This is a genomic window from Psychrobacter sp. AOP22-C1-C5 (assembly GCF_052378885.1).
Classification (GTDB): domain Bacteria; phylum Pseudomonadota; class Gammaproteobacteria; order Pseudomonadales; family Moraxellaceae; genus Psychrobacter.
In genome coordinates this window covers 1-20,147 of record NZ_JBQSYC010000005.1, presented here as the reverse complement: position 1 = coordinate 20,147, position 20,147 = coordinate 1, and the positions used below count along the sequence as shown (strand labels likewise).

The window sequence follows — 20,147 nt, the reverse complement described above, 5'->3', positions numbered from 1 at the left end:
TGAAAACACGTTTTATATGTAGGAGTCATTTATGTCGTCTCTACCAGCGCCTACCCTTAACGATACCGTGCAATCAGATTATAAGGCTGCTATTGCTGCTTTAAAAACGCATTTCGGCAGCCGATTGAGCACAAATATAACGGTACGCGAGCAGCATGGTCATACCATGACATGGCTTGTCAATCAGCCACCTGATGCTGTATTGAGTGTACAAAATAAACAGGAAGTGGCTGCTGCCGTAGAGATTTGCAATCAATATCATATGCCAGTGATTGCTTTTGGCATTGGCTCATCTTTAGAAGGACAATTGAATGCGCCCTATGGCGGACTGTGTATTGATATGCACGCCATGGATGCTATTTTGCAAGTCAATAATGAAGACCTGACCGTGACGGTACAACCCGGTGTGACGCGTGAACAATTAAATCATTATTTACGCGATACAGGGCTATTTTTTCCGATAGATCCTGGTGCCAATGCCAGTATCGGTGGAATGGTGGCTACCCGTGCATCAGGTACCAATGCCGTACGCTATGGCACTATGAAAGACGTGGTGCTTGCACTTGAAGTTGTCACGGCAAGCGGAGAAATCGTTCGAATGGGTACACGCGCCAAAAAATCTGCTGCCGGTTATGATCTCACGCGATTGATGATAGGCTCAGAAGGCACACTTGGTATTGTCACAGAAGTGACACTAAAACTGTTTGGTATCAGCGAGTGTATTGGCAGCGGCATTTGTCATTTTCCAACCATTGAAGACGCTTGTCAGGCAGTCATGCTCACTATTCAAATGTGTCTACCCATTGCGCGTATTGAGCTACTCGATGCCATGCAAATCAAGGCCTGTAATCAATATGCCAATCTGGATCTGACCGAAACCCCAACGTTGTTTGTCGAGTTCCATGGCACAGAAGCCCACGTCCGTGAGCAAGCGCAAATGTTTACCGATATCATCGAAGAGTTTGGTGGTCACGATTTTTCTTGGGATACCAATGAGGCAGAGCGTAAACGTCTTTGGCAAGCGCGGCACAACGCCTATCATGCCAGCTCCGCGCTACGACCTGAAGCCAGTGCCCTGTCTACTGATGCTTGTGTGCCAATCTCACGCTTAGCCGAGTGCGTCAGTGCAACGGCAAAAGACATCGAAGCCTCTGGCATGATTGGGCCTATCGTTGGTCACGTGGGTGATGGCAATTTTCATGTTTTATTATTGGTTGATACTAACAACCCTAAAGAAATAGCAACGGCTGAAGATATCATAGGCCGCCTTGCCACTCGCGCTATTGAGATGGATGGTACTTGTACAGGTGAGCACGGTATCGGACAAGGCAAGCAAAAATATATGGAGCAAGAGCATGGTAACGCTTTGGTACTTATGCAAGCCATCAAGTCTGCCCTTGACCCTAACAATATATTAAATCCTGGTAAAATTTGGCCTCAAGCTTTACCGACTATTTGATTAATTCAATAATTTCTTAATAAAAAATGCGTGTGCTTTGATTTGAAGCACGCGCATTTTTGTTTGTCTGATTAAAACCCTAATATATAAAATCAAGACCAACTATATTTTTGTCGTTTGGCTCTATAACATCTGATCAATGGCCATTTGAGTCAATACGCGTCCGCGTGCAGTGCGTAGTACATAACCTTGTTGAATAAGATACGGCTCAATCACATCCTCAAGCGTACCACGATCCTCAGCCATAGCAGCTGCGACTGCTTCAACACCCGCAGGGCCACCATCAAAACGCTCGCGCAATATCTCAATATATCGTCTGTCCAAGTGATCAAGACCGCGTCTATCCACTGCTAGCATATCTAGCGCACTACCCGCAATCGCACCGTTGATACTACCATCCCCTCTGACTTCGGCATAATCACGCACGCGGCGTAGTAGACGATTGGCAATCCTTGGCGTTCCGCGAGCGCGGCGGGCAATCTCAATCGCCCCATCTTCACTCATCGGTACGCGCATAAGACGAGCGGCACGGCTGACAATCGTGGTCAAATCAGCAATGTTATAAAACTCAAGGCGCTGAACAATACCAAAACGGTCGCGTAATGGCGAGGTCAGTAATCCTGCTCTAGTAGTCGCCGCAACCAACGTAAAGGGCGGCAAATCAAGCTTGATGGAACGGGCAGCGGGCCCCTCCCCAATCATAATATCAAGTTGAAAATCTTCCATCGCTGGATATAGTATCTCTTCAATAACCGAACTCAGACGGTGAATCTCATCGATGAATAAAACGTCACCCGCTTCTAAATTGGTTAGCATTGCCGCCAAATCGCCTGGGCGTTCGAGGACAGGACCAGAAGTAGAACGCAAGTTACCACCCATCTCGCGTGCAATGATATTGGCAAGCGTCGTTTTGCCCAACCCAGGCGGCCCAAAAATTAGAGTATGATCCAATGCTTCATCACGCCCTCGTGCAGCGCCAATAAATACTTCCATCTGCTCACGTACCACTGGCTGACCAATATACTCAGCAAGCAATGCGGGTCGAATATTCGCATCTGGAGCGTCACCTGCTCCTTCTAGCGGATTAATTAAACGATCTTGCATCATAAGTTTTATCATTATATTAAAAAAAATTAAGTAACAAATAGCATAACCAAACGCTGCGTATAAGTCATGCAAAACCTCATAAAACACCCACCAAAACAAAAACAAGCGACATTTAATGTCGCTTATCTGTTTAAAATTTGCTGATAATGTGGTCTATCCTAGTGCATCTAAAAATGCTTAGAAACCAGACAGCTGTTGCAATGTAGCTTTCAGTAGGCCTTGCGTGTCTTCAAAAACATCACCATTACTTTTGGCGGCTTTGATGGCTTGCTGCGCCTCTCTTTCCTTATAACCCAAGCTAATTAAGGCGCCTTCCACTTCAGCGATGATACTGCCTTCGTGAGACACAGCGACGGGTTGGTGAGTGAACGTAAGCGACGTATTATCAACTTCGATATTCTTAAGCTTGTCTTTTAGCTCAATTAGTAAGCGTTGTGCTGTTTTTTTACCGATACCTGGAATACGAGTTAATGCAGCCTCTGACTCTTGTTCAACGTGCATTTTCAGCTCAGCAGCTGACATTGCCGATAGCATGGCAAGCGCCATTTTAGCCCCTAACCCATTGATTTTAATCAACTGACGAAAGACATCACGCTCTTTACGATCAATAAAACCATATAGGAGCTGCGCATCTTCACGAACATGAAAATGCGTCCAAATACTGGCCTGTTGCTCTAGTTGCAATTGACAAAATGACGGCAATGGCATCTCAATCTCGTACCCAACCCCTGATGCTGTCATGATGCATGCTGTTGGTGCCATCAGATATCTTACTTGTCCAGTAATCAGTCCTATCATAATTTATTATCCTTGATTAACTACCAATCAAACAGCCATTAGCAAAAGGGCGTTGATGCCAAGTATGCTCAACGCCCTTCAAAAAAATACAACCAAACAATAAAATCGAACGATTAACTATAAAAATCAACCATGCCTTCAAGACTGATTGGACGAATCTTATGTGCTTGGCCAGCAGAACCAAAAGCTTCAAAACGATTGGTACAGATATCTGACATAGCGACCATAGACGCTTTAAAATATTTACGTGGATCAAACTCACTTGGATTTTCTGTCAAGAATTTACGAATAGCGCCTGTTGATGCCAAACGTAAATCCGTGTCGATATTTACTTTACGTACGCCATGCTTAATCGCTTCAACGATTTGCTCAACTGGCACGCCATAAGTTTCACCGATATTACCACCGTTTTCGTTAATCACTTTTAGCCACTCTTGTGGTACTGATGACGAGCCATGCATCACAAGATGGGTATTAGGAATACGCGCATGAATTTCTTTGACTCGCTCAATCGATAAGATATCGCCGGTAGGTGGACGCGTGAACTTATAAGCGCCATGACTGGTACCAATTGCAATGGCTAACGCATCAACATTGGTATCTTTTACGAACTGTTCAGCTTCGTCCGCACTGGTCAATAGCTGCTCATGATCCAGTACACCTTCTGCGCCAGAGCCATCTTCTTCGCCTGCCATACCTGTTTCAAGACTGCCCAAGCAGCCAATTTCGCCTTCTACAGAAACACCACAAGCATGCGCCATCTTGACCACTTCACGAGTGACGCTGGCATTATAATCATAATCCATTGGCGTTTTACCGTCTTCACCAAGTGAGCCATCCATCATAACTGATGAAAAGCCAAGCTGGATTGAGCGTTGGCAAATAGCCGGTGACATACCATGATCTTGATGCATAACTACTGGTATGTGTGGCCACTCTTCGATAGCTGCTATGATCAAATGGCGCAAAAACGCTGAGCCCGCGTAGCTACGAGCGCCAGCACTGGCTTGAACGATAACAGGTGAGTCACAAGCATCCGCAGCTATCATGATTGCACGCATTTGCTCTAAGTTGTTGACATTAAAGGCAGGAACACCGTAGCTGTGTTCAGCGGCGTGATCTAGAAGTTGACGCAAGGATATTAAGGCCATAAAACGCTCTCTGATTGAATTTTGAATAGTATGTTAAAAGCAGCTTTTGAAACAATCGCTTTTAAAATAGAACTTGTACGTAATCCGCCCAAAATTTTTCCTGATAACTGTCAAAGTGCGATAAGGCCCTCGCATGTCGTCAGCATTTCGGCAGCGATTAATACCGAATAATTATAGCAAAAATTGCCCTATCTTCGTAGCAATTGCTAGACTATTTGTTCAAACGGACCATCAACAATGCAAAAAGCCTTGGTAATCACCAAGGCTTTTTTAGTATTTTGAGGGCTTATAAGGAAATGAACGACCTTTATTGTGCTTTAGCAAATCATAGATCTGCGACTTGCTTGGTCATTCATTAAATGCTTAGTACTGTTGCTCAGCTTCTACTGCATTTTCACTGGCTTTATTCTCAACAGCAGATGCGCCATCGGCAACCACTTCAGCAGTATTGGCAACGGCTTCATTTGCGCCTACCACAACCGCTTCACCAGTATTTGCTAGTGCATCGGTAGCATCAGCACCAGCAGTTTCAGCGCCTTCAGCAATTTCAGTACCAGCGTTTTGTGCAGCAACTTCAGCTTCAGCAGCTGTTTCTTGAGTTTCAGCAGCGGCAGCATCAGCGTTAGCAGCAGCATCATCGCCTGCAGACTCAACAGCAGCTTCGGTGTTGTCTTCTGTTTGTTGGCTACATGCAGTAACTGCAAAAGTACCAGCAAGTATGCTAGCAAGTAACAAATGACGTTTTAACATAATAAACCTCTCATCAATAAAGCATGTCAAAATACATGGTTGCGCTATTTTATAGAGTGCAAATCAGACATGCAATAATAATTTTCATTATAGAAACAAATAATTACCACTTAATAATACTCAATCACCATCTATATTCGAACTGTGTAATAATAAAAGACGGTCATGATATTATTGAGATAGACTAACTTAGATATTTATTATTGATTGTACATCTAATGTTACCAAACTGCTCAATACCGTTAAAGGCTTACACAGTAGTCTGTAGCGCTGCAACTGCTGGAAGCACTTTGCCTTCTACAAATTCCAAGAAAGCGCCGCCGCCTGTTGACATATAGCTAACCCCATCAGCCACTTGGTATTTATCGATGGCAGCTAAAGTATCACCGCCTCCAGCGATTGAAAAACCAGCGCTGTTTTTTACGGCAGAGGCCAATATCTGAGTGCCATTACCAAACGCATCTACTTCGAACACACCGACCGGACCATTCCACAAAATGGTCTTTGCATTGATAATCGCATCGGCAAGCTGCGTCGCGCTTTCTGGTGCGATATCCAATATCATGTCATTGTCGCCAATCATATCGACAGATTTGATAGTGGCAGTAGCTTGTTGTAATGAGCCAATAAAGTCATCAAAATCGATGTCATTTTTGTCTGCAACGACCACATATTGAGGCAACAAAATCTCTGTTTTACTCATGATATCGCGGGCCGTATTCACCAAGTCCGCTTCATATAGTGAGGCACCCACACTATGACCTTGCGCCGCTAAGAAGGTGTTGGCAATGCCGCCGCCGACAATAATTTGAGAGCATACCTCTGCCAAGCTGTGCAAGACTTCTAGCTTTGTAGAAACTTTCGATCCACCGACGATGGCTAGCATTGGCTGTGCTGGGGTTTCAAGTGCTAGGCTCAAAGCATCAAGTTCAGCGGCCAACAGTGGACCTGCACATACCGTTTTATCTTCTTGACGCATGGCTTGGGTAACGCCTTCAGTTGACGCTTGCGCGCGGTGAGCCGTACCAAAAGCATCCATGACAAATACATCACACAGATCAGCGTACTTCTTTGCCAAAGCGGCATCGTTTTTCTTTTCACCTTCATTGAAGCGTACGTTTTCTAGCAGAACAACCTCACCTGCGTTGATGATCACCCCTTGTGTCAAGTAGTCACGATCAAGACGAACGGGTGTAGATATTTGTGCGCCAAGCTTGTCTGTCAAGTAATCTGCAACTGGTGCTAATGAATAGATAGTTTCGGGCGCTCCTTCAGTTGGACGTCCTAAGTGTGAGCAAACAATAACGGCAGCACCTTTTTCTAATGCCAACTTGATGGTAGGCAAACTTGCCTGCAAACGCGCATCACTAGTCACTTTACCGTCTTTAATAGGTACGTTTAAATCTTCTCGAATTAATACTACTTTATCCATTAAATTCAGCTCACTCATACGCAAAAAATTCATTACCTGCTCCTATGCATCAATCTGTCAGTTAATCTGGTGTTTAGAAAATTGTGTTTGCTAGCATTACTAAAGCGTTTTTATAAAAAGGGGTTTAGCAAGAATTGGCGGCGGTGTATTCTACCAGTTTTCTACCAAGAGCCATAAAGAACGTATCAAAAATTTGACTACGCGCGGTTCACGGCGCAGACAGTTTAAATCCACGATTTAGATAAAACTATTTTGGCTGGCTCAACGCGTCTTTAAACCTCCGTAACATTTCGTGGTGGCGCTTACCAGTTAGGCGCTTTATGATAAGGAAGTGAACAATAAAAACAACCAATCAGGAGCATATTATGAGTATTGATTTAGACCGCGCCAACCAAAGCTTATTACAACTAAAAGAAGAGTATGAAACTCGAATCGATAAAATCGATGATCATACCCAAAATCCACAAGATGATCTCAATGAGCATTGGGAAGACCAAGCCATCTCTTATCGTCAAAATGATATGCGTCAAAATCTTAAGCAAGAAGCAAGACAAAACCTAATCTATGTCGAAAACGCCTTGAGTCGCATCGAAAACGGCACGTACGGTGAGTGTGAAGTATGTGGCGAGCAAATCGAAGAAAAACGTCTAGAAGCATTGCCCTACGCTACTTTATGTATGGATCATGCCGCATAGTTGCTCACTTGTCTTTTTAGAACACTTGCTATGGTGCAAGTGTTCCCCATTTTAAAAATACCTCATGCCATTGCTGACAGCGTTCGGCAATGCGCTCTACTGGTAAGTCCATAATATCGCCGACTACCGCCACGTAAGTTATTGGCAAATCCTTCAGTTCTAATACGTTCTCTGGCGTTAGGCCACCTATTAGGCACATCTCTATACCCTGCTGACACCCTTCGACTAACTGCTGACGAGCAACAATATCGGCCTTTGGTTTGGTTGTAGAAGTAAAGACTGCACCCATTGCGGCATAGCTTGCCCCGTCGTTTTTTGCCTCAGTAACTAAATTTATATCGCCGTGACAAGTGCGCCCAATAATTTGAGTCGCAGACAATTGCTGTTTGGCGTCGCTAATATTGCCGTCTTCTTGACCAAGATGGACGCCGACACCAAGCTTTGCAGCAAGATCAATGTCATCATTTATGACCACTGGTACATTGTAAGTCCTTGCCAGCTCAACTATTTTTGACGCCTCTTTATACAGCTTTGACTCACCATCGGGTAATGCCAATGTCTTCTTGCGCCGAACTTGCAGTAGCCCGATGAATCCTGTCGCCAGCGCTGCCTCTAGCTTTTGATAGAGAAGCACAAATTCATCGTCATTGGTGAGCAGATACAACTTGGGCATACTAGAGCTCGATGATTGAATCATATAATGTGTCCTTAATCTTAATACAATAACCTTAACGCAATAAAAAGGCCGTTATACGATATAACAGCCTTATATATGTTTAGTTGCGTATGAATATTTAACCAGTAAGCTTACACTGTGCGGCGAGTCGCTAAGCTGTTTAAAATATTTTTGGCATCGCCCCAACGTGTGGCTGAGCTGTTCGCACCCAAAATAACAATAATCGCTGGACGATTATTTACGCGAGTTTCCATCACAACACAACGACCCGCTTCGTTAATGAAGCCTGTTTTTGAGATACCGATTGGATAATCACCAGCACGAACCAGCATACTAGTATTATTGGCTTTATAAGTGCGGTTACCACTTGAGTAGTTAGAGACATAAAAATCGTAGTTTTTGGTGGTAGAGAAACGACGAATGACATCATAATTACCAGCAGCACGAACCATTTTTACCAAATCTTTTGAAGATGCAACATTACGCTTATCAAGACCCGTTGGATCACCAAAGAAAGCAGTAGTCATGCCTAAATCTTGAGCTTTGCGATTCATAGCACGCATAAAGGCAGTGTACCCGCCTGGATAGTTACGCGCTAAACTCTTTGCTGCTGGGTTTTCTGACTTCATCAATGCCATTAATAGCATTTCAGCACGATTTAAACGGTCGCCTGATTTAAGGTTCGAGCTGGCACGTTTAGGACCAACAAAATCTTCTGGATCAAGTGTGATCTCTTCACGCATGTCAAGACCGGCGTCTAACACTACCATCGCTGTCATAACTTTAGTAATACTTGCCATAGGACGCGCGATATCAGCATCTTTTTCATAAATAGATTCGCCAGTTTCAGCATCGATAACAGCAACACTACGCGAGTCAGTGCTGATCGGAATCATATCACTGCTACCGAATGCGCCGCGATACGTTGTGTTATAACGATTAGTGCTATTAAAACTATTGCTGTTACTAGCAAAGCTGTTGCTGTTGGCATTAGTGATATTGGTCGTACCAAACCCATTATCAACTTTCTTAATAGCAGAGCCAGTAGACTTGTACATGATGTTGCGCGCTTCAGATAAGCTATCTGCACCTCCCCAACTCATGCGAGCACTAGAGCCTGTGTCAGCGCTACCATTAATAGTAAGTGCGGCTTGTGCAACACTGCCCAAACTCAATGAAATCATAGCAGCGATTAATTGCTGTTTGGTTAATGGTAGTTGCTTCATTATGCCTCCTGCTTCCGTTAGCACGCCAGTTACATACTACCTGACGCCAAGAACGTACGTAGCGTTTATGGATGTGTTTGTAAGTACTCGTATAGAGTTTTTATATTTTTAGTGTATCATGGTTTGAATTTAAGTTTAATCTCTCAAGGCAATTTAGCAATTTTTTTTGGTCTAATTCAAATTTTGCTACAACTACTTTATATTGTAGAAACATTGCTTCACATTTCAGCAATATAAGTTAACTTTGAATGCTGTAATTATTCACCTTCTGTTATATTAAGCCGTCATATCCCTATAATATATTTACATTATTTCACGTTTCCAAAAACTAAAACAATCTTCTAGATGACTTAAATTTACCTATCATTTAGCGTGAATAGTAATTTTCGTTCTGATAAATAATAAAGAGTATAGTTATGATTAAAGTACTGGTAGTAGACGATCATGATTTAGTACGAATGGGTATTAGCCGTATGTTGTCAGACAGTGCTGATATTGAAGTGGTTGGCGAGGCAGACAGCGGTGATATGGCCATCAAACTGGCCAAACAATTGCATCCCGATGTAATCTTACTTGATGTCAATATGCCCAATATCGGTGGGCTGGAAGCAACCAAGCGTTTAATTCAGCTCGATATGGGCATCAAGATACTAGCAGTCAGCAGCATGTCAGCACAGCCTTATCCTTCGATGCTCATCAAGGCTGGCGTTAATGGTTATATCACCAAGGGCACGCCTCTTGATGAGATGATAAGCGCTGTCAAAAAGGTTTATAAAGGAGGGCGTTATTTTAGTCAAGATGTCGCTGAACAGTTGGCCGATGTTTTGTTGTCGGACAATGCAAGCTCCCCTTTTGACTTATTAAGTGATCGTGAAAAGCAAGTGGCTATGATGGTCGTTAACTGTCAAAGTCCGCAACAAATAGCAGATCAGCTTTTCGTCAGTGTCAAAACCATCAATACTTACCGATATCGTATTTATGAGAAAGTCGGTGTTGATAGTGACGTAAAATTGACTCATTTAGCAATTCGTCATGGTTTGATTCAACCCTAGGTCACTCAAGCAACTATCCTTCTATGACGGTTTATTTATGAAGTTTGCTATCAGCATCGTCTCTGCCATCACTCACTATTTGCATCAAGATGACACCTTACCTCTACCTCAGTTGCGTAGATTAGGGTTGATCTATAGCAGTTATCGCTTCGTTGTCAGTGTGTTTATCATGCTGATGGGCTATATCAACGCTCGCGCTGACAATGGCCCGTTGTTACCCAGTTTTTTGCAACAAACCGTGCTCAGTTTTTATGTTTTACTAAGCTTAATTTTATTAGGTTTGTTTTACGTTGTTTCAAAAAACATGCGGCGTCAGCTGGCCTTTGGTTTAGCATTAGATGTCATTATTTTAAGCTTGCTACTCTATACGGCTGGCGCACCTGATTTGCAATTAACCATGCTATATATGGTTGTGGTGGCGGCCAGCTTTATGCTGCTACACAGCTCGCAAGCACTCATCATTACCTTACTTGCTATTATTTTTGTGATTTATCAGCAATTTTTTTATGCCATTGCTAATAGTATGAGTTTGGCAAATCTCGGAGATGCCCTACTTATGTCGGCCAGTTTTTTGGCAGTGGGTATGTTGAGTTGGTCTATCTCGCAGCGTTTGGTACAGCTTGAGAAAGTAGCAGCAAGTCACGCTGAAGAGGTCGAACGACTGCATGTCATCAATCAAGAAGTCATTACACAAATGGTCAACGGCGTCATTGTCATTGACAAACAGCGTATCGTCTTAGCAAACCTTGCCGCTCATCAATTACTCAGCGTGTCCCATAACCCGTCAGTGTCGATAGAACACACATCCATTGATACCAAAGATACGCATAATGATAACCGCAATGCCCTCCTCTCTAATTTTCAGCAACAGCTTAGCGAACAACATGCACCGCTATTTAAAACCTGTTTGTCAGTAGCGGCAGGTCAGTCATATATTTTTACTTATGATCTGCCAGCCATAGCATCGGTATTCGGTAAGCTACGCGTACAAATCACGCCGTTAAGAGATGACAGTAAGCTAATCATTTTAGAGGATTTGCGCCGCGAACAAGCCAGCGCCCAACAATTAAAACTGGCGTCTTTGGGTCAATTGACAGCCAGTATTGCTCATGAAATTAGAAACCCTTTAGCCGCGATATCACAGGCCAGTCAGTTGTTGATGGAAGATATAATAGAGGCTGATATCGCAAACGCATCAGCTGATAATGAAGCGAGCCACTCTTCTTATAATGATATGGCTGGTAACCATGAGCTTTATAAAATGATATTTGCACAAACAAAGCGCGTGAATCGTATTATTGAAGACGTTCTAAAATTGTCGCGCCAGCAAAAAGCAAATCAACAACCAATCGCATTGGCGGAGTGGATGCCAACATTTTTGGAGAATTATTTTAAAGGTCATGATGTTTTTTTAAGAGTAAAAACACAACCTACCATATCATTTGATATGCATCAATTAGAACAAGTTTTAATCAATTTGATCAACAATGGCTTGCGTCACAGTAGCTATGCCTATCCTCATGCGTATGTAGAAATCGAGGTTTATTGTGCAGATAACGATGTTATAATTGATACGTTGGATGGTGGCACAGGCGTGGGCGCTGAAGAAATTCAACATTTATTCAATCCATTTTTTACGACAGATCAAGCAGGTACGGGTTTGGGATTGTATTTATCACAAGCGTTTTGTGAAGCCAATCAGGCCCGTCTGCTTTATATTCCTGAGCACGAAAAGACTTGCTTTCGTTTAATAGCACCAGCCGTCAATATTCACATATAAAGCGTCAAAAGCAGTGTGAATGAAGGTGTCCTGTAAGCAAAAAACAACGTAGATAAAAATCTGCACAAGTAAAAATCTGCTTTATATCGAATATTTGCCATTGGGGCATGTTGGTTTTTTAATCTTTAATAGCTATTGAATACGATGAGATAATGTATGACAACTACCGCCCTAGTCGTTGATGATGAAGTGGATTTGTGCCGATTAATGCAAATCACTTTGACCAAGATGGGCATCAAAAGTGATGTGGCTTATACTTTGTCGCAAGCAAGATCGTATTGGCAAGAGAATGAATATGATTTTTGTCTGACTGATTTAAAGCTGCCTGATGGATCAGGTCTAGAGTTGGTCAAAGAAATCAGCAACAGCTCCAATACTCCTATTGCCGTGATTACTGCTCATGGCAGTATGGATCTCGCTATTGAAGCATTAAAGCTTGGTGCCTTTGACTTCGTGAATAAACCTCTTGAGTTGCCGCGTCTGCGTCAGTTAGTAGAAAGCGCCCTAAAAGTTATTCATCAAGACAATGCAGCAAAAACCACTCCAGAATGCTCTCCAGAACAAAAGATTTTAGACACTAGACTGATCGGTGACTCAGCTGTAATGCACCCTTTGAAAAACACTATTTTAAAATTGGCACGCTCGCAAGCGCCAGTGTTTTTGTCTGGTGAATCAGGTACTGGTAAAGAAGTGGTTGCCAGATTGATTCATGATTTAAGTCCACGTAGAGATGGCAGTTTTGTGCCAGTGAATTGCGGTGCGATACCCTCAGAGCTGATGGAGTCTGAGTTTTTTGGTCATAAAAAGGGCAGCTTTACAGGGGCAGTCGCTGACAAGCAAGGATTGTTTCAACAGGCCAATGGCGGAACACTATTTTTAGATGAAGTAGCTGACTTGCCATTGGCAATGCAGGTAAAGTTACTACGTGCGATTCAAGAAAAGACGGTGAGAGCAGTTGGTGATACTAAAGAAGTCCCAGTCGATATTCGCGTATTGTCTGCCACTCATAAGAATCTGAGCCAGTTAGTACAGGACGGTGTGTTTAGACAAGATTTATATTATCGCATCAATGTGATTGAATTAAAGCTGCCTACACTTAATGCCCGTCGAGACGATATCCCTATTTTGGCCAACCATTTTTTGGCAATGATTGCTCATGACTGGCAATTAGAGACGCCGCCATTATTGACTGATGAGGCTTGCGAGCGTTTGCAGCATCATAACTTCGCTGGCAATGTTCGTGAGCTACGTAACGTACTTGAGCGTGCAGTGACTCTAGCAGAAACATCACTTATTGATATCAGTCACTTGGGTCTTCCAGAGTTAGAAGGAGACACGAATCTTACGGCTGTAGTATCTCAAGATCACAGTGAAGATACCGATATTCGTGCAAGTAAACGCTTCGACCCTGAATTAGTTGAGTCGATTGACGCTCAACCGATGGCAAGCCGGGAACAAATTTCTCAACCTACAGAAAAAGTAGCAACATTGAAACCAGAGCCAATAACGACCAATTTGCACCCCTATCGCACCAATACCCAGCATTATCCTTCAATGATAAAGCGTCCAGCGAGCCCGCAAACAGAAACGTCAAACCATGCAGACTCTCATAACGCCGAAGAAACAGCCTCTCATCATTCAATCCAATCCAACGATAAGGTAAACCTGAATAAGTTAACTGACGGTCAATTGCCACTTCGAGGCCTAGAACACTACTTACAAGAACAAGAAAAACAGATGATTATCACTGCACTCAAACAAACTGACTGGAATAAAACAAAAGCAGCCAAGTTGCTAGGAACAACGTTTCGCTCTTTACGCTATCGCATGAAAAAGCTAGAAATCGATGAGGATCAAGTCGAAGAATGATGTTGAACCATCATGGTTTTATTATGATAGACAGATAAGTCATGATTATTTGGCGACATTGCTTTCTACTGCTTTGATTTCTTTAGTCGGCTTTCGGATAAACCGAATGCCCGACTCAAGGACGCGCTCTTTTAACAAATCCATCGCTTGCTGCTCCCATGTACTCTCATTTCCTGACAACGTCACATCCGGCTTTACGCCGATTTCATCAATTTTTTCACCTGATGCCGTCATATAATTAGCAACGGTTAGCTTGACTGCTTGCTCATCATTAAGCGGTATGACTGACTGTACCGATCCTTTGCCATAGCTGACTTCACCAGCGATAATTGCACGCTTTTGTGCCTGTAAGCTACTCGCCAATACCTCTGCTGCAGAGGCCGAATAACGATTCTGTAGAACCACCATTGGTACACGTTCTAGTATGGCGTCACCTTGGGTTGACAATACACGAGTTTTGTTTTGACGCGCTTGTACTTGTACTACATCAGTGTCACTCATAAATAAACTGGCAACGTTCACCGCTGAGGTTAACACCCCGCCTGGATTGTCTCGCATGTCCAACAGAATGCCTGAGACCGGTGCATCTAGGTTGATTAAACCTTCTAATAACTTCTCACGGCTGTTGTTTTGAAACGCGGGCAGTTTAATAACAGCAATGCCATCGACGAGCTTTACTTCAATGACTTGAGGGTGACTGTTGTTACGCTGTAGTGTGGTGGTATGTTTGCGGCGACCTGCTTTCGAGGTGACAATATCTACTTGCGTACCAGCAATCCCTGTCAGAAGTTGCTCAATATCATTACTCTCTTTATTTTCATCGAGTTTAAATTCTCCAACTTGATGAAGATAATCACCAACAGCGATGCCTTTTCTATCAGCAGGCGAGTCATTGACAACGTCAGTAATTACCCAATAACCAGCTGTTGGCTCATAAGCAACCTTGATACCAATGTCACCGACATCACCCTCTGTAAAAGCACGCAAATTCTCATAAGCCTCAGCGTCTAAAAACTCCGCATGACTGTCGAGCTTAGTCAGCATACCACTCATTGCATTATTAAATAACTCTTCGTCATTAACCGTATCAACATACTCACGGCGGACCAAATCTACGACTGCAACAAATGTCTTGAGCGTTTCGGGCGAAATAGCGTTTAAGGACACCTTAGCAACCTCAGGCGGAATATCTGTATCAATTTCGCCCGTATCATCTGTCAACGCAGTCTCATCTGCAACGCTATCTATTGAATCATCATAGTCATCAGCCGCATCTAACATATCCGCAATATCAGATAACTCATTTGCATCGTTACGAGCGGTTATCTCACCAGAATTTAGACTAATCAGCTGTAGACTCGCCGTCGGATTCTCAATAGTTTTGTCGGTAGATACCGCTGCTTGTGCTGTCATATTAGCAACGCTTAACCCAAACACACTTATCGTTAATATACCTTTAAAAACAACAGATATGGCCGCCGCCTTCACCGCTCGTTGACTTGATCGCTTAAACACAGATGCACGAATAAAATAGATAAGAGACATAACAGAACTCATTTAAATAGTAGAATGTATAGAATTATTATTATAAAGATATCGATTTATATTACCTTATAAGATAGCACCAAGCGTATGTCCAAGACTAGGATAGTATTGCAAGTGATAGCGCTTCTAGACAATAGAACCAACTTTATCAAACTCGCTTAGATTATCAGCAGTCATGGCTCTACTTATTTTTCTGGTAAATTAGATTGTTATTAGTAGAGTAATTTGAACAAAATTTATCGAAAAAAAAGGGAAGGATAATCACCACCCCTTCCCCTTTTTACACTTTTTGGCATTGCTAAAAAACGCTTTAGCGTAAAGAATATAACATAGCTTATTTATGGTGCTGGTACTAACAAACTCTCACCCGTCATCTCAACTGGCTTCTCGACATTCATCAATGCCAAAATAGTCGGTGCCACGTCACTTAGCCTACCGCCACTACGCACTTGTAGTTTTTGCTCACCAACATAGATCAAAGGTACGTGTTCTGTTGTGTGCTGCGTATGTACTTGTCCACTCTCATAATCTTGCATCTGCTCACAGTTACCATGATCTGCGGTAATGAGCATATCACCACCAGCAGCTCGTACCGCTGCCTCTACGCGGCCAACACACACGTCTAGTGCCTCTACCGCTTGCACAGCTGCCTCAAATATACCAGTATGTCCGACCATATCACCATTGGCATAATTTACGACCAACACATCGTATTTGCCCGATTCAATAGCGGCCACCAGTTTATCAGTGACTTCAGGTGCACTCATTTCAGGCTGTAGATCATAGGTTGTCACATCTGGAGAAGGGACTAAAATGCGTGTTTCGCCCTCGTACTCTGCTTCACGACCACCACTAAAGAAGAATGTTACATGAGCATATTTCTCAGTTTCAGCAATACGTAGCTGGGTTTTGCCTTGGTCTTGTAAGTATTCCCCAAGTGTATTGGTCAAGGACGTTGGATAATAAGCAACACTGGTCTTAGAATTATCCGCCAACACATCCGAATATCTAGTCAGCATCACAAACGCGGCAAGCTTAGGTTGTTTACGGCGAGCAAAACCAGAAAACTCATGGTCTGGTAATACAAAAGCTTGGGCAAGCTCACGAGCGCGATCGGCACGGAAGTTCATAAAGATAAGTGCATCATTATCATCAACGGTATAAGGTACTTCATCACGTCCAATTACCGTGGTAGGACTGATAAACTCATCCGTTTCACGCGCTTTGTAAGCGGCTTGCACGGCACCATCAGCTCGAGTTGCTAAGCGATCTGCCTTGCCTTCAGTGAGAAGCTCATACGCCTTTTGTACTCGGTCCCAGCGGTTGTCACGATCCATTGCATAGTAGCGCCCAATAATGCTTGCGACTTGTACTCGGCCACCTTCATAATGTGCATTCAGTTTGTCAATATACGTACGCAAACGATCAATATACTTATCAGCAGATTTTGGCGGTGTGTCGCGGCCATCTAAAAAGCAATGCACAAAGACGTTTTTGGCACCATGTACCAATGCTGAGTGACACATTGCTTCGATATGATCTTGATGCGAATGCACCCCGCCATCCGATAGCAGACCCATAATATGTACGTTACCGCCAAGCTCATTAGCAGCTTTCACTGCATTAACCAACGCCTCGTTTTTATAAAAATCACGATTGGCAAGCTCACTCGATATACGGGTTGAATCTTGATACAGAACGCGACCTGCGCCTAAGTTCATGTGCCCAACTTCAGAATTACCAAATTGACCATCTGGCAATCCCACATCTTCTCCTGAAGCCGATATCAGTCCGTGCGGATATTGCTGATAAATCTTATCTAGATTTGGCATGTTAGCAGCGGCAATCGCATTGTCCTTATCGTCCTCACGGTGCCCAAAACCATCTAATATCATTAGGACATGCGGCACTTTTTTTTGTTGCTCGCTATCCTGCCCATTAATGAGCGTGGTTTGGTTGTCGTCGATAGATTCTGATTGTTGCTGATCGTTGGTCATGGATTACCGCTCCTCGAGTGAATGAACGCCTATAATGCTTTGTTAGGATGTTGAAAGCCTTCTATATTAACACACATCTTAAAATAGCTGAAAAATCGGATCGTTCAGTCACATCATTGAAGCCGTTAACACCTATATTTTATTAAGAGTGTAGTGAAAGCCTACTGTCAACCATACGCATTACTAAAGCCACGTATCAATCTGTAAATCAGACTTGCAATCATTCAAACCATTGGTTAAGATTACTCTATTCTGAAGTGTTGGCTAGTAGATGTTTATTCCCTGAGCCGATAATGCTTTACCAGGATGTGGTACCTATTACCTCATTGTGTATGCCTGCACCGCTTGCGGTGTATCAGGAAACCTGCCGAGGTAGTGACGCATCCGCCCTGAACTTCACGGTTCGTGGGTCACCATCTTACGGCGGCACTTCGGTTGTTATATTCGATTGTTGATTTTTTTGTATTGATGAGGTCCATTGATAACCCATCTTTTATAGAAATTAATCGCAATTATCCAAAAGCCCCTTTCATCAGTGATGAAAGGGGCTTTTTATATCAGAATTATTCCATTCCTAAGCAATAACCAACATATTATTCATCGTTGGCTGATTTGGTAATCTTTTTCACATCTTTAGGAATGTTTTTGGCAGTACCATCAACCGTCGTATGCTGCTTAAAAGCATCGCCGAACGGGTTCTGTTGCTGCTGACCAAATGGATTTTGTTTGTTCATACCGCCTGCACCGCCAAATGGGTTTTGACCACTCATACCACCAAATGGACTTTGACCGCCGCCCATTTGTCCACCCATCTGCTTCGCCATCATCTCCATCATTTTTTGCTGATTATTCATCACGTAGTTATTGGCGACGTCTTTTAATTTTTTCTGTACGGGTGGTAATACAACCAATAGCGCGATGATGTCGCTAAGCACACCAGGAATGAGTAACAAAATACCTGCAGCTGCCATCGCCACACTTTTTATCATGGTTGATTCTGGTGGACGCATTGCGGGGTTCATCATACCGCCAGCCTTCATTTGCTGAGCCAGTGGATTGAGTGACGCCATCCCTTTACGTATAAGCATAATACCGATGACAGCGGCGACAATAAACCACATAAATACCCACCAGCCACTCATAAACTGTGCGAGTAAATACCATAGCAGCATCTCGATAATAAACCAAACGATGGCAATACCAACTATCTGACCCATAAAGCGTCGTCCTATAAAATAAAAACCAATAAATTGAGTGCCATAAAAATTAAAATGGCTAACATATGATGTATATGGGGATTGATTGCTATACTATCAAACTTACGGCTAATTTTTAAGCCATAAAACAAAATGTAAGTAAGATGGAAGATTATGGCAATTATTATCGGGATTGATCCAGGTTCACGCATGACAGGTTATGGTATCGTTCAGCAAACTGGCGATAAACTGACCTATATTGATGCAGGTACGATTCGTACCGACACCAAAGAGATGCCGGAACGCCTCAAGCGAATTTTTAATGGCTTGACGCGCATCACGCAGCATCATCTAAAATACGCAGATGAGCCAATTTATACGGCCATCGAGCAAGTATTTATGGCAGAAAATCCTGATTCTGCATTAAAATTAGGGCAAGCAAGAGGTGCAGCCATTGCCGCTATGGTAGCACTGGATTTAGAGGTGTCAGAATATACTGCACGCCAAATCAAACAAGCAGTATGCGGTTATGGTGCGGCTGCTAAAGAGCAAGTCCAAGAGATGGTTTGTCGCATACTGTCTTTAGAGGTAGTGCCACAAGCAGATGCCGCAGACGGGCTTGCCTGCGCCATTTGTCATGCACACTCAAGCCATTCGATGAATAAACTGCTACTAAACAGCGCCATGCGCGGACGCGGTGCTTCTAAGAAAAAAGGGCGTTGGCGTCTGACTGAGGAAGACCTTGGCAATTTACGTTAAAAACATTAAGTTAAAAAATAGTGCCATAAAAAAACGCGCTTAATGGCGCGTTTTTTTATTATGAGTTCTATGTTTCTATTAGATAATAAGACAAACCAATTTAATCGGCAGCTTGTTCTGCGACCGAGCTTTCAATCACAGCATCCAATACATAAGCGTATGTTTCATCTGATATATTTTCAGGTTTGTCGGCGGTCATAGCATTAGTATCTAATTGGTAACGTTGTAGACGTAGTACTTCGTCATGCTCACTATCGTGTTCATAACCATCAATCACACCTGCGAACGATGACCACTCCCCTTCACTGCTTTTAATGCCTTGATCGTCGTAAGTAACAGGCTTAATTTGTAAACACATCTCGGAGGTAGTGGCATCACAAGGAATCTTTTTGCTGTTTACTGCCCAAAATATGGTTTCGCCTGTACTGTTATACTTGGCCCGTGCGGTAAGATTGCCTTTCCAAACCAAAGTTGTTGCCTCACTCGTAAGCTGCGTCAAGATCGGCTGGTCTTCTGAAGATTGCTTATCTTCGGCTAATACTAATTGGCTATCACCCTGCATCAAATCAACCAAACTGTTTTCTGCTACATCTAGCTCACCACACGACATTTTAGTGCTCATACTGTCTTCAACAGTCAAGACCAATCCTTGCAG

The 20,147-nt window shown here is 43.1% G+C and carries 17 protein-coding genes and 1 other RNA gene; 7 read left to right on the top strand and 11 right to left on the bottom strand.

Annotation, left to right across the window (positions count from 1 at the left end; all coding sequences use genetic code 11):
• The first annotated feature begins 31 nt into the window (after positions 1 to 31).
• Positions 32 to 1,459 carry an FAD-binding oxidoreductase gene (locus ACT3TH_RS08345; protein ID WP_444755387.1) on the top strand — a complete coding sequence of 476 codons (1,428 nt, stop codon included), beginning with the start codon at positions 32 to 34 and terminating at the stop codon, positions 1,457 to 1,459.
• A gap of 123 nt (positions 1,460 to 1,582) precedes the next feature.
• On the opposite strand, the gene ruvB is transcribed toward ACT3TH_RS08345, so the two are convergent.
• The 5 genes from ruvB to ACT3TH_RS08320 form a co-directional block, all read right to left on the bottom strand.
• Entirely contained in the window at positions 1,583 to 2,563 is a 981-nt protein-coding gene (gene ruvB, locus ACT3TH_RS08340) for a Holliday junction branch migration DNA helicase RuvB (protein ID WP_444755580.1), read from the bottom strand.
• A gap of 180 nt (positions 2,564 to 2,743) precedes the next feature.
• The gene (gene ruvA / locus ACT3TH_RS08335; RefSeq protein WP_444755386.1) at positions 2,744 to 3,364 is read right to left on the bottom strand and encodes a Holliday junction branch migration protein RuvA; all 621 of its coding nucleotides are present in this window, start codon (positions 3,362 to 3,364) and stop codon (positions 2,744 to 2,746) included.
• A gap of 113 nt (positions 3,365 to 3,477) precedes the next feature.
• Positions 3,478 to 4,515: a class II fructose-bisphosphate aldolase gene (gene fba / locus ACT3TH_RS08330; protein WP_444755385.1), complete on the bottom strand. Its 1,038-nt coding sequence runs from the start codon at positions 4,513 to 4,515 to the stop codon at positions 3,478 to 3,480.
• Positions 4,516 to 4,878: 363 nt separating this feature from the next.
• The gene (locus tag ACT3TH_RS08325) at positions 4,879 to 5,265 is read right to left on the bottom strand and encodes a hypothetical protein (protein ID WP_444755384.1); all 387 of its coding nucleotides are present in this window, start codon (positions 5,263 to 5,265) and stop codon (positions 4,879 to 4,881) included.
• A gap of 250 nt (positions 5,266 to 5,515) precedes the next feature.
• Positions 5,516 to 6,730 carry a phosphoglycerate kinase gene (locus ACT3TH_RS08320; RefSeq protein ID WP_444755383.1) on the bottom strand — a complete coding sequence of 405 codons (1,215 nt, stop codon included), beginning with the start codon at positions 6,728 to 6,730 and terminating at the stop codon, positions 5,516 to 5,518.
• Between the two features lie 332 nt (positions 6,731 to 7,062).
• Between ACT3TH_RS08320 and ACT3TH_RS08315 the strand changes: the two genes are divergently transcribed.
• Positions 7,063 to 7,392: a TraR/DksA family transcriptional regulator gene (locus tag ACT3TH_RS08315; RefSeq protein ID WP_444755382.1), complete on the top strand. Its 330-nt coding sequence runs from the start codon at positions 7,063 to 7,065 to the stop codon at positions 7,390 to 7,392.
• A 28-nt stretch (positions 7,393 to 7,420) separates the two neighbouring features.
• Here ACT3TH_RS08315 and ACT3TH_RS08310 read toward each other — a convergent pair whose 3' ends face one another.
• Together ACT3TH_RS08310 and ACT3TH_RS08305 are read right to left on the bottom strand one after the other, a co-directional pair.
• Positions 7,421 to 8,089: a thiamine phosphate synthase gene (locus ACT3TH_RS08310; RefSeq protein WP_444755381.1), complete on the bottom strand. Its 669-nt coding sequence runs from the start codon at positions 8,087 to 8,089 to the stop codon at positions 7,421 to 7,423.
• Between the two features lie 110 nt (positions 8,090 to 8,199).
• Positions 8,200 to 9,294, bottom strand: a complete 1,095-nt coding sequence (locus ACT3TH_RS08305; protein WP_444755380.1) for a serine hydrolase — start codon at positions 9,292 to 9,294, stop codon at positions 8,200 to 8,202.
• A gap of 416 nt (positions 9,295 to 9,710) precedes the next feature.
• Between ACT3TH_RS08305 and ACT3TH_RS08300 the strand changes: the two genes are divergently transcribed.
• The 3 genes from ACT3TH_RS08300 (at position 9,711) to ACT3TH_RS08290 (ending at position 13,995) form a co-directional block, all read left to right on the top strand.
• Positions 9,711 to 10,346, top strand: coding sequence for a response regulator (locus tag ACT3TH_RS08300; protein ID WP_444755379.1), 636 nt, complete (start codon positions 9,711 to 9,713; stop codon positions 10,344 to 10,346).
• A gap of 37 nt (positions 10,347 to 10,383) precedes the next feature.
• Positions 10,384 to 12,126: a sensor histidine kinase gene (locus ACT3TH_RS08295; protein WP_444755378.1), complete on the top strand. Its 1,743-nt coding sequence runs from the start codon at positions 10,384 to 10,386 to the stop codon at positions 12,124 to 12,126.
• A 156-nt stretch (positions 12,127 to 12,282) separates the two neighbouring features.
• Positions 12,283 to 13,995 carry a sigma 54-interacting transcriptional regulator gene (locus tag ACT3TH_RS08290; protein ID WP_444755377.1) on the top strand — a complete coding sequence of 571 codons (1,713 nt, stop codon included), beginning with the start codon at positions 12,283 to 12,285 and terminating at the stop codon, positions 13,993 to 13,995.
• Positions 13,996 to 14,040: 45 nt separating this feature from the next.
• Here the strand turns inward: ACT3TH_RS08290 and ACT3TH_RS08285 are convergent, their stop codons facing one another.
• Positions 14,041 to 15,540, bottom strand: coding sequence for a S41 family peptidase (locus ACT3TH_RS08285; protein ID WP_444755376.1), 1,500 nt, complete (start codon positions 15,538 to 15,540; stop codon positions 14,041 to 14,043).
• A gap of 338 nt (positions 15,541 to 15,878) precedes the next feature.
• Positions 15,879 to 17,537, bottom strand: a complete 1,659-nt coding sequence (gene gpmI / locus ACT3TH_RS08280; protein WP_444755375.1) for a 2,3-bisphosphoglycerate-independent phosphoglycerate mutase — start codon at positions 17,535 to 17,537, stop codon at positions 15,879 to 15,881.
• Between the two features lie 246 nt (positions 17,538 to 17,783).
• Between gpmI and ssrS the strand changes: the two genes are divergently transcribed.
• Positions 17,784 to 17,979, top strand: a non-coding RNA gene (ssrS, locus tag ACT3TH_RS08275) — 6S RNA.
• 151 nt (positions 17,980 to 18,130) lie between these two features.
• On the opposite strand, the gene ACT3TH_RS08270 is transcribed toward ssrS, so the two are convergent.
• A complete protein-coding gene (locus ACT3TH_RS08270) occupies positions 18,131 to 18,754 on the bottom strand; it encodes an FxsA family protein (protein WP_444755374.1) in 624 nt (207 codons plus the stop codon).
• Between the two features lie 153 nt (positions 18,755 to 18,907).
• Between ACT3TH_RS08270 and ruvC the strand changes: the two genes are divergently transcribed.
• Entirely contained in the window at positions 18,908 to 19,492 is a 585-nt protein-coding gene (ruvC, locus tag ACT3TH_RS08265) for a crossover junction endodeoxyribonuclease RuvC (protein ID WP_444755373.1), read from the top strand.
• Between the two features lie 100 nt (positions 19,493 to 19,592).
• Here the strand turns inward: ruvC and ACT3TH_RS08260 are convergent.
• Positions 19,593 to 20,147, bottom strand: a 555-nt coding sequence (locus ACT3TH_RS08260; protein WP_444755372.1) for a DUF4377 domain-containing protein, incomplete at its 5' end; no start/stop codon positions are given.

Coding starts and splice junctions, on each gene's coding strand:
- ACT3TH_RS08270 (WP_444755374.1), bottom strand. CDS start 18,754: ATGGGTCAGATAGTTGGTATTGCCATCGTTTGGTTTATTATCGAGATG.
- ruvA (WP_444755386.1), bottom strand. CDS start 3,364: ATGATAGGACTGATTACTGGACAAGTAAGATATCTGATGGCACCAACA.
- ACT3TH_RS08315 (WP_444755382.1), top strand. CDS start 7,063: ATGAGTATTGATTTAGACCGCGCCAACCAAAGCTTATTACAACTAAAA.
- gpmI (WP_444755375.1), bottom strand. CDS start 17,537: ATGACCAACGATCAGCAACAATCAGAATCTATCGACGACAACCAAACC.
- ruvB (WP_444755580.1), bottom strand. CDS start 2,563: ATGCAAGATCGTTTAATTAATCCGCTAGAAGGAGCAGGTGACGCTCCA.
- ACT3TH_RS08290 (WP_444755377.1), top strand. CDS start 12,283: ATGACAACTACCGCCCTAGTCGTTGATGATGAAGTGGATTTGTGCCGA.
- ruvC (WP_444755373.1), top strand. CDS start 18,908: ATGGCAATTATTATCGGGATTGATCCAGGTTCACGCATGACAGGTTAT.
- ACT3TH_RS08305 (WP_444755380.1), bottom strand. CDS start 9,294: ATGAAGCAACTACCATTAACCAAACAGCAATTAATCGCTGCTATGATT.
- fba (WP_444755385.1), bottom strand. CDS start 4,515: ATGGCCTTAATATCCTTGCGTCAACTTCTAGATCACGCCGCTGAACAC.
- ACT3TH_RS08300 (WP_444755379.1), top strand. CDS start 9,711: ATGATTAAAGTACTGGTAGTAGACGATCATGATTTAGTACGAATGGGT.
- ACT3TH_RS08345 (WP_444755387.1), top strand. CDS start 32: ATGTCGTCTCTACCAGCGCCTACCCTTAACGATACCGTGCAATCAGAT.
- ACT3TH_RS08295 (WP_444755378.1), top strand. CDS start 10,384: ATGAAGTTTGCTATCAGCATCGTCTCTGCCATCACTCACTATTTGCAT.
- ACT3TH_RS08285 (WP_444755376.1), bottom strand. CDS start 15,540: ATGTCTCTTATCTATTTTATTCGTGCATCTGTGTTTAAGCGATCAAGT.
- ACT3TH_RS08325 (WP_444755384.1), bottom strand. CDS start 5,265: ATGTTAAAACGTCATTTGTTACTTGCTAGCATACTTGCTGGTACTTTT.
- ACT3TH_RS08320 (WP_444755383.1), bottom strand. CDS start 6,730: ATGAATTTTTTGCGTATGAGTGAGCTGAATTTAATGGATAAAGTAGTA.
- ACT3TH_RS08310 (WP_444755381.1), bottom strand. CDS start 8,089: ATGATTCAATCATCGAGCTCTAGTATGCCCAAGTTGTATCTGCTCACC.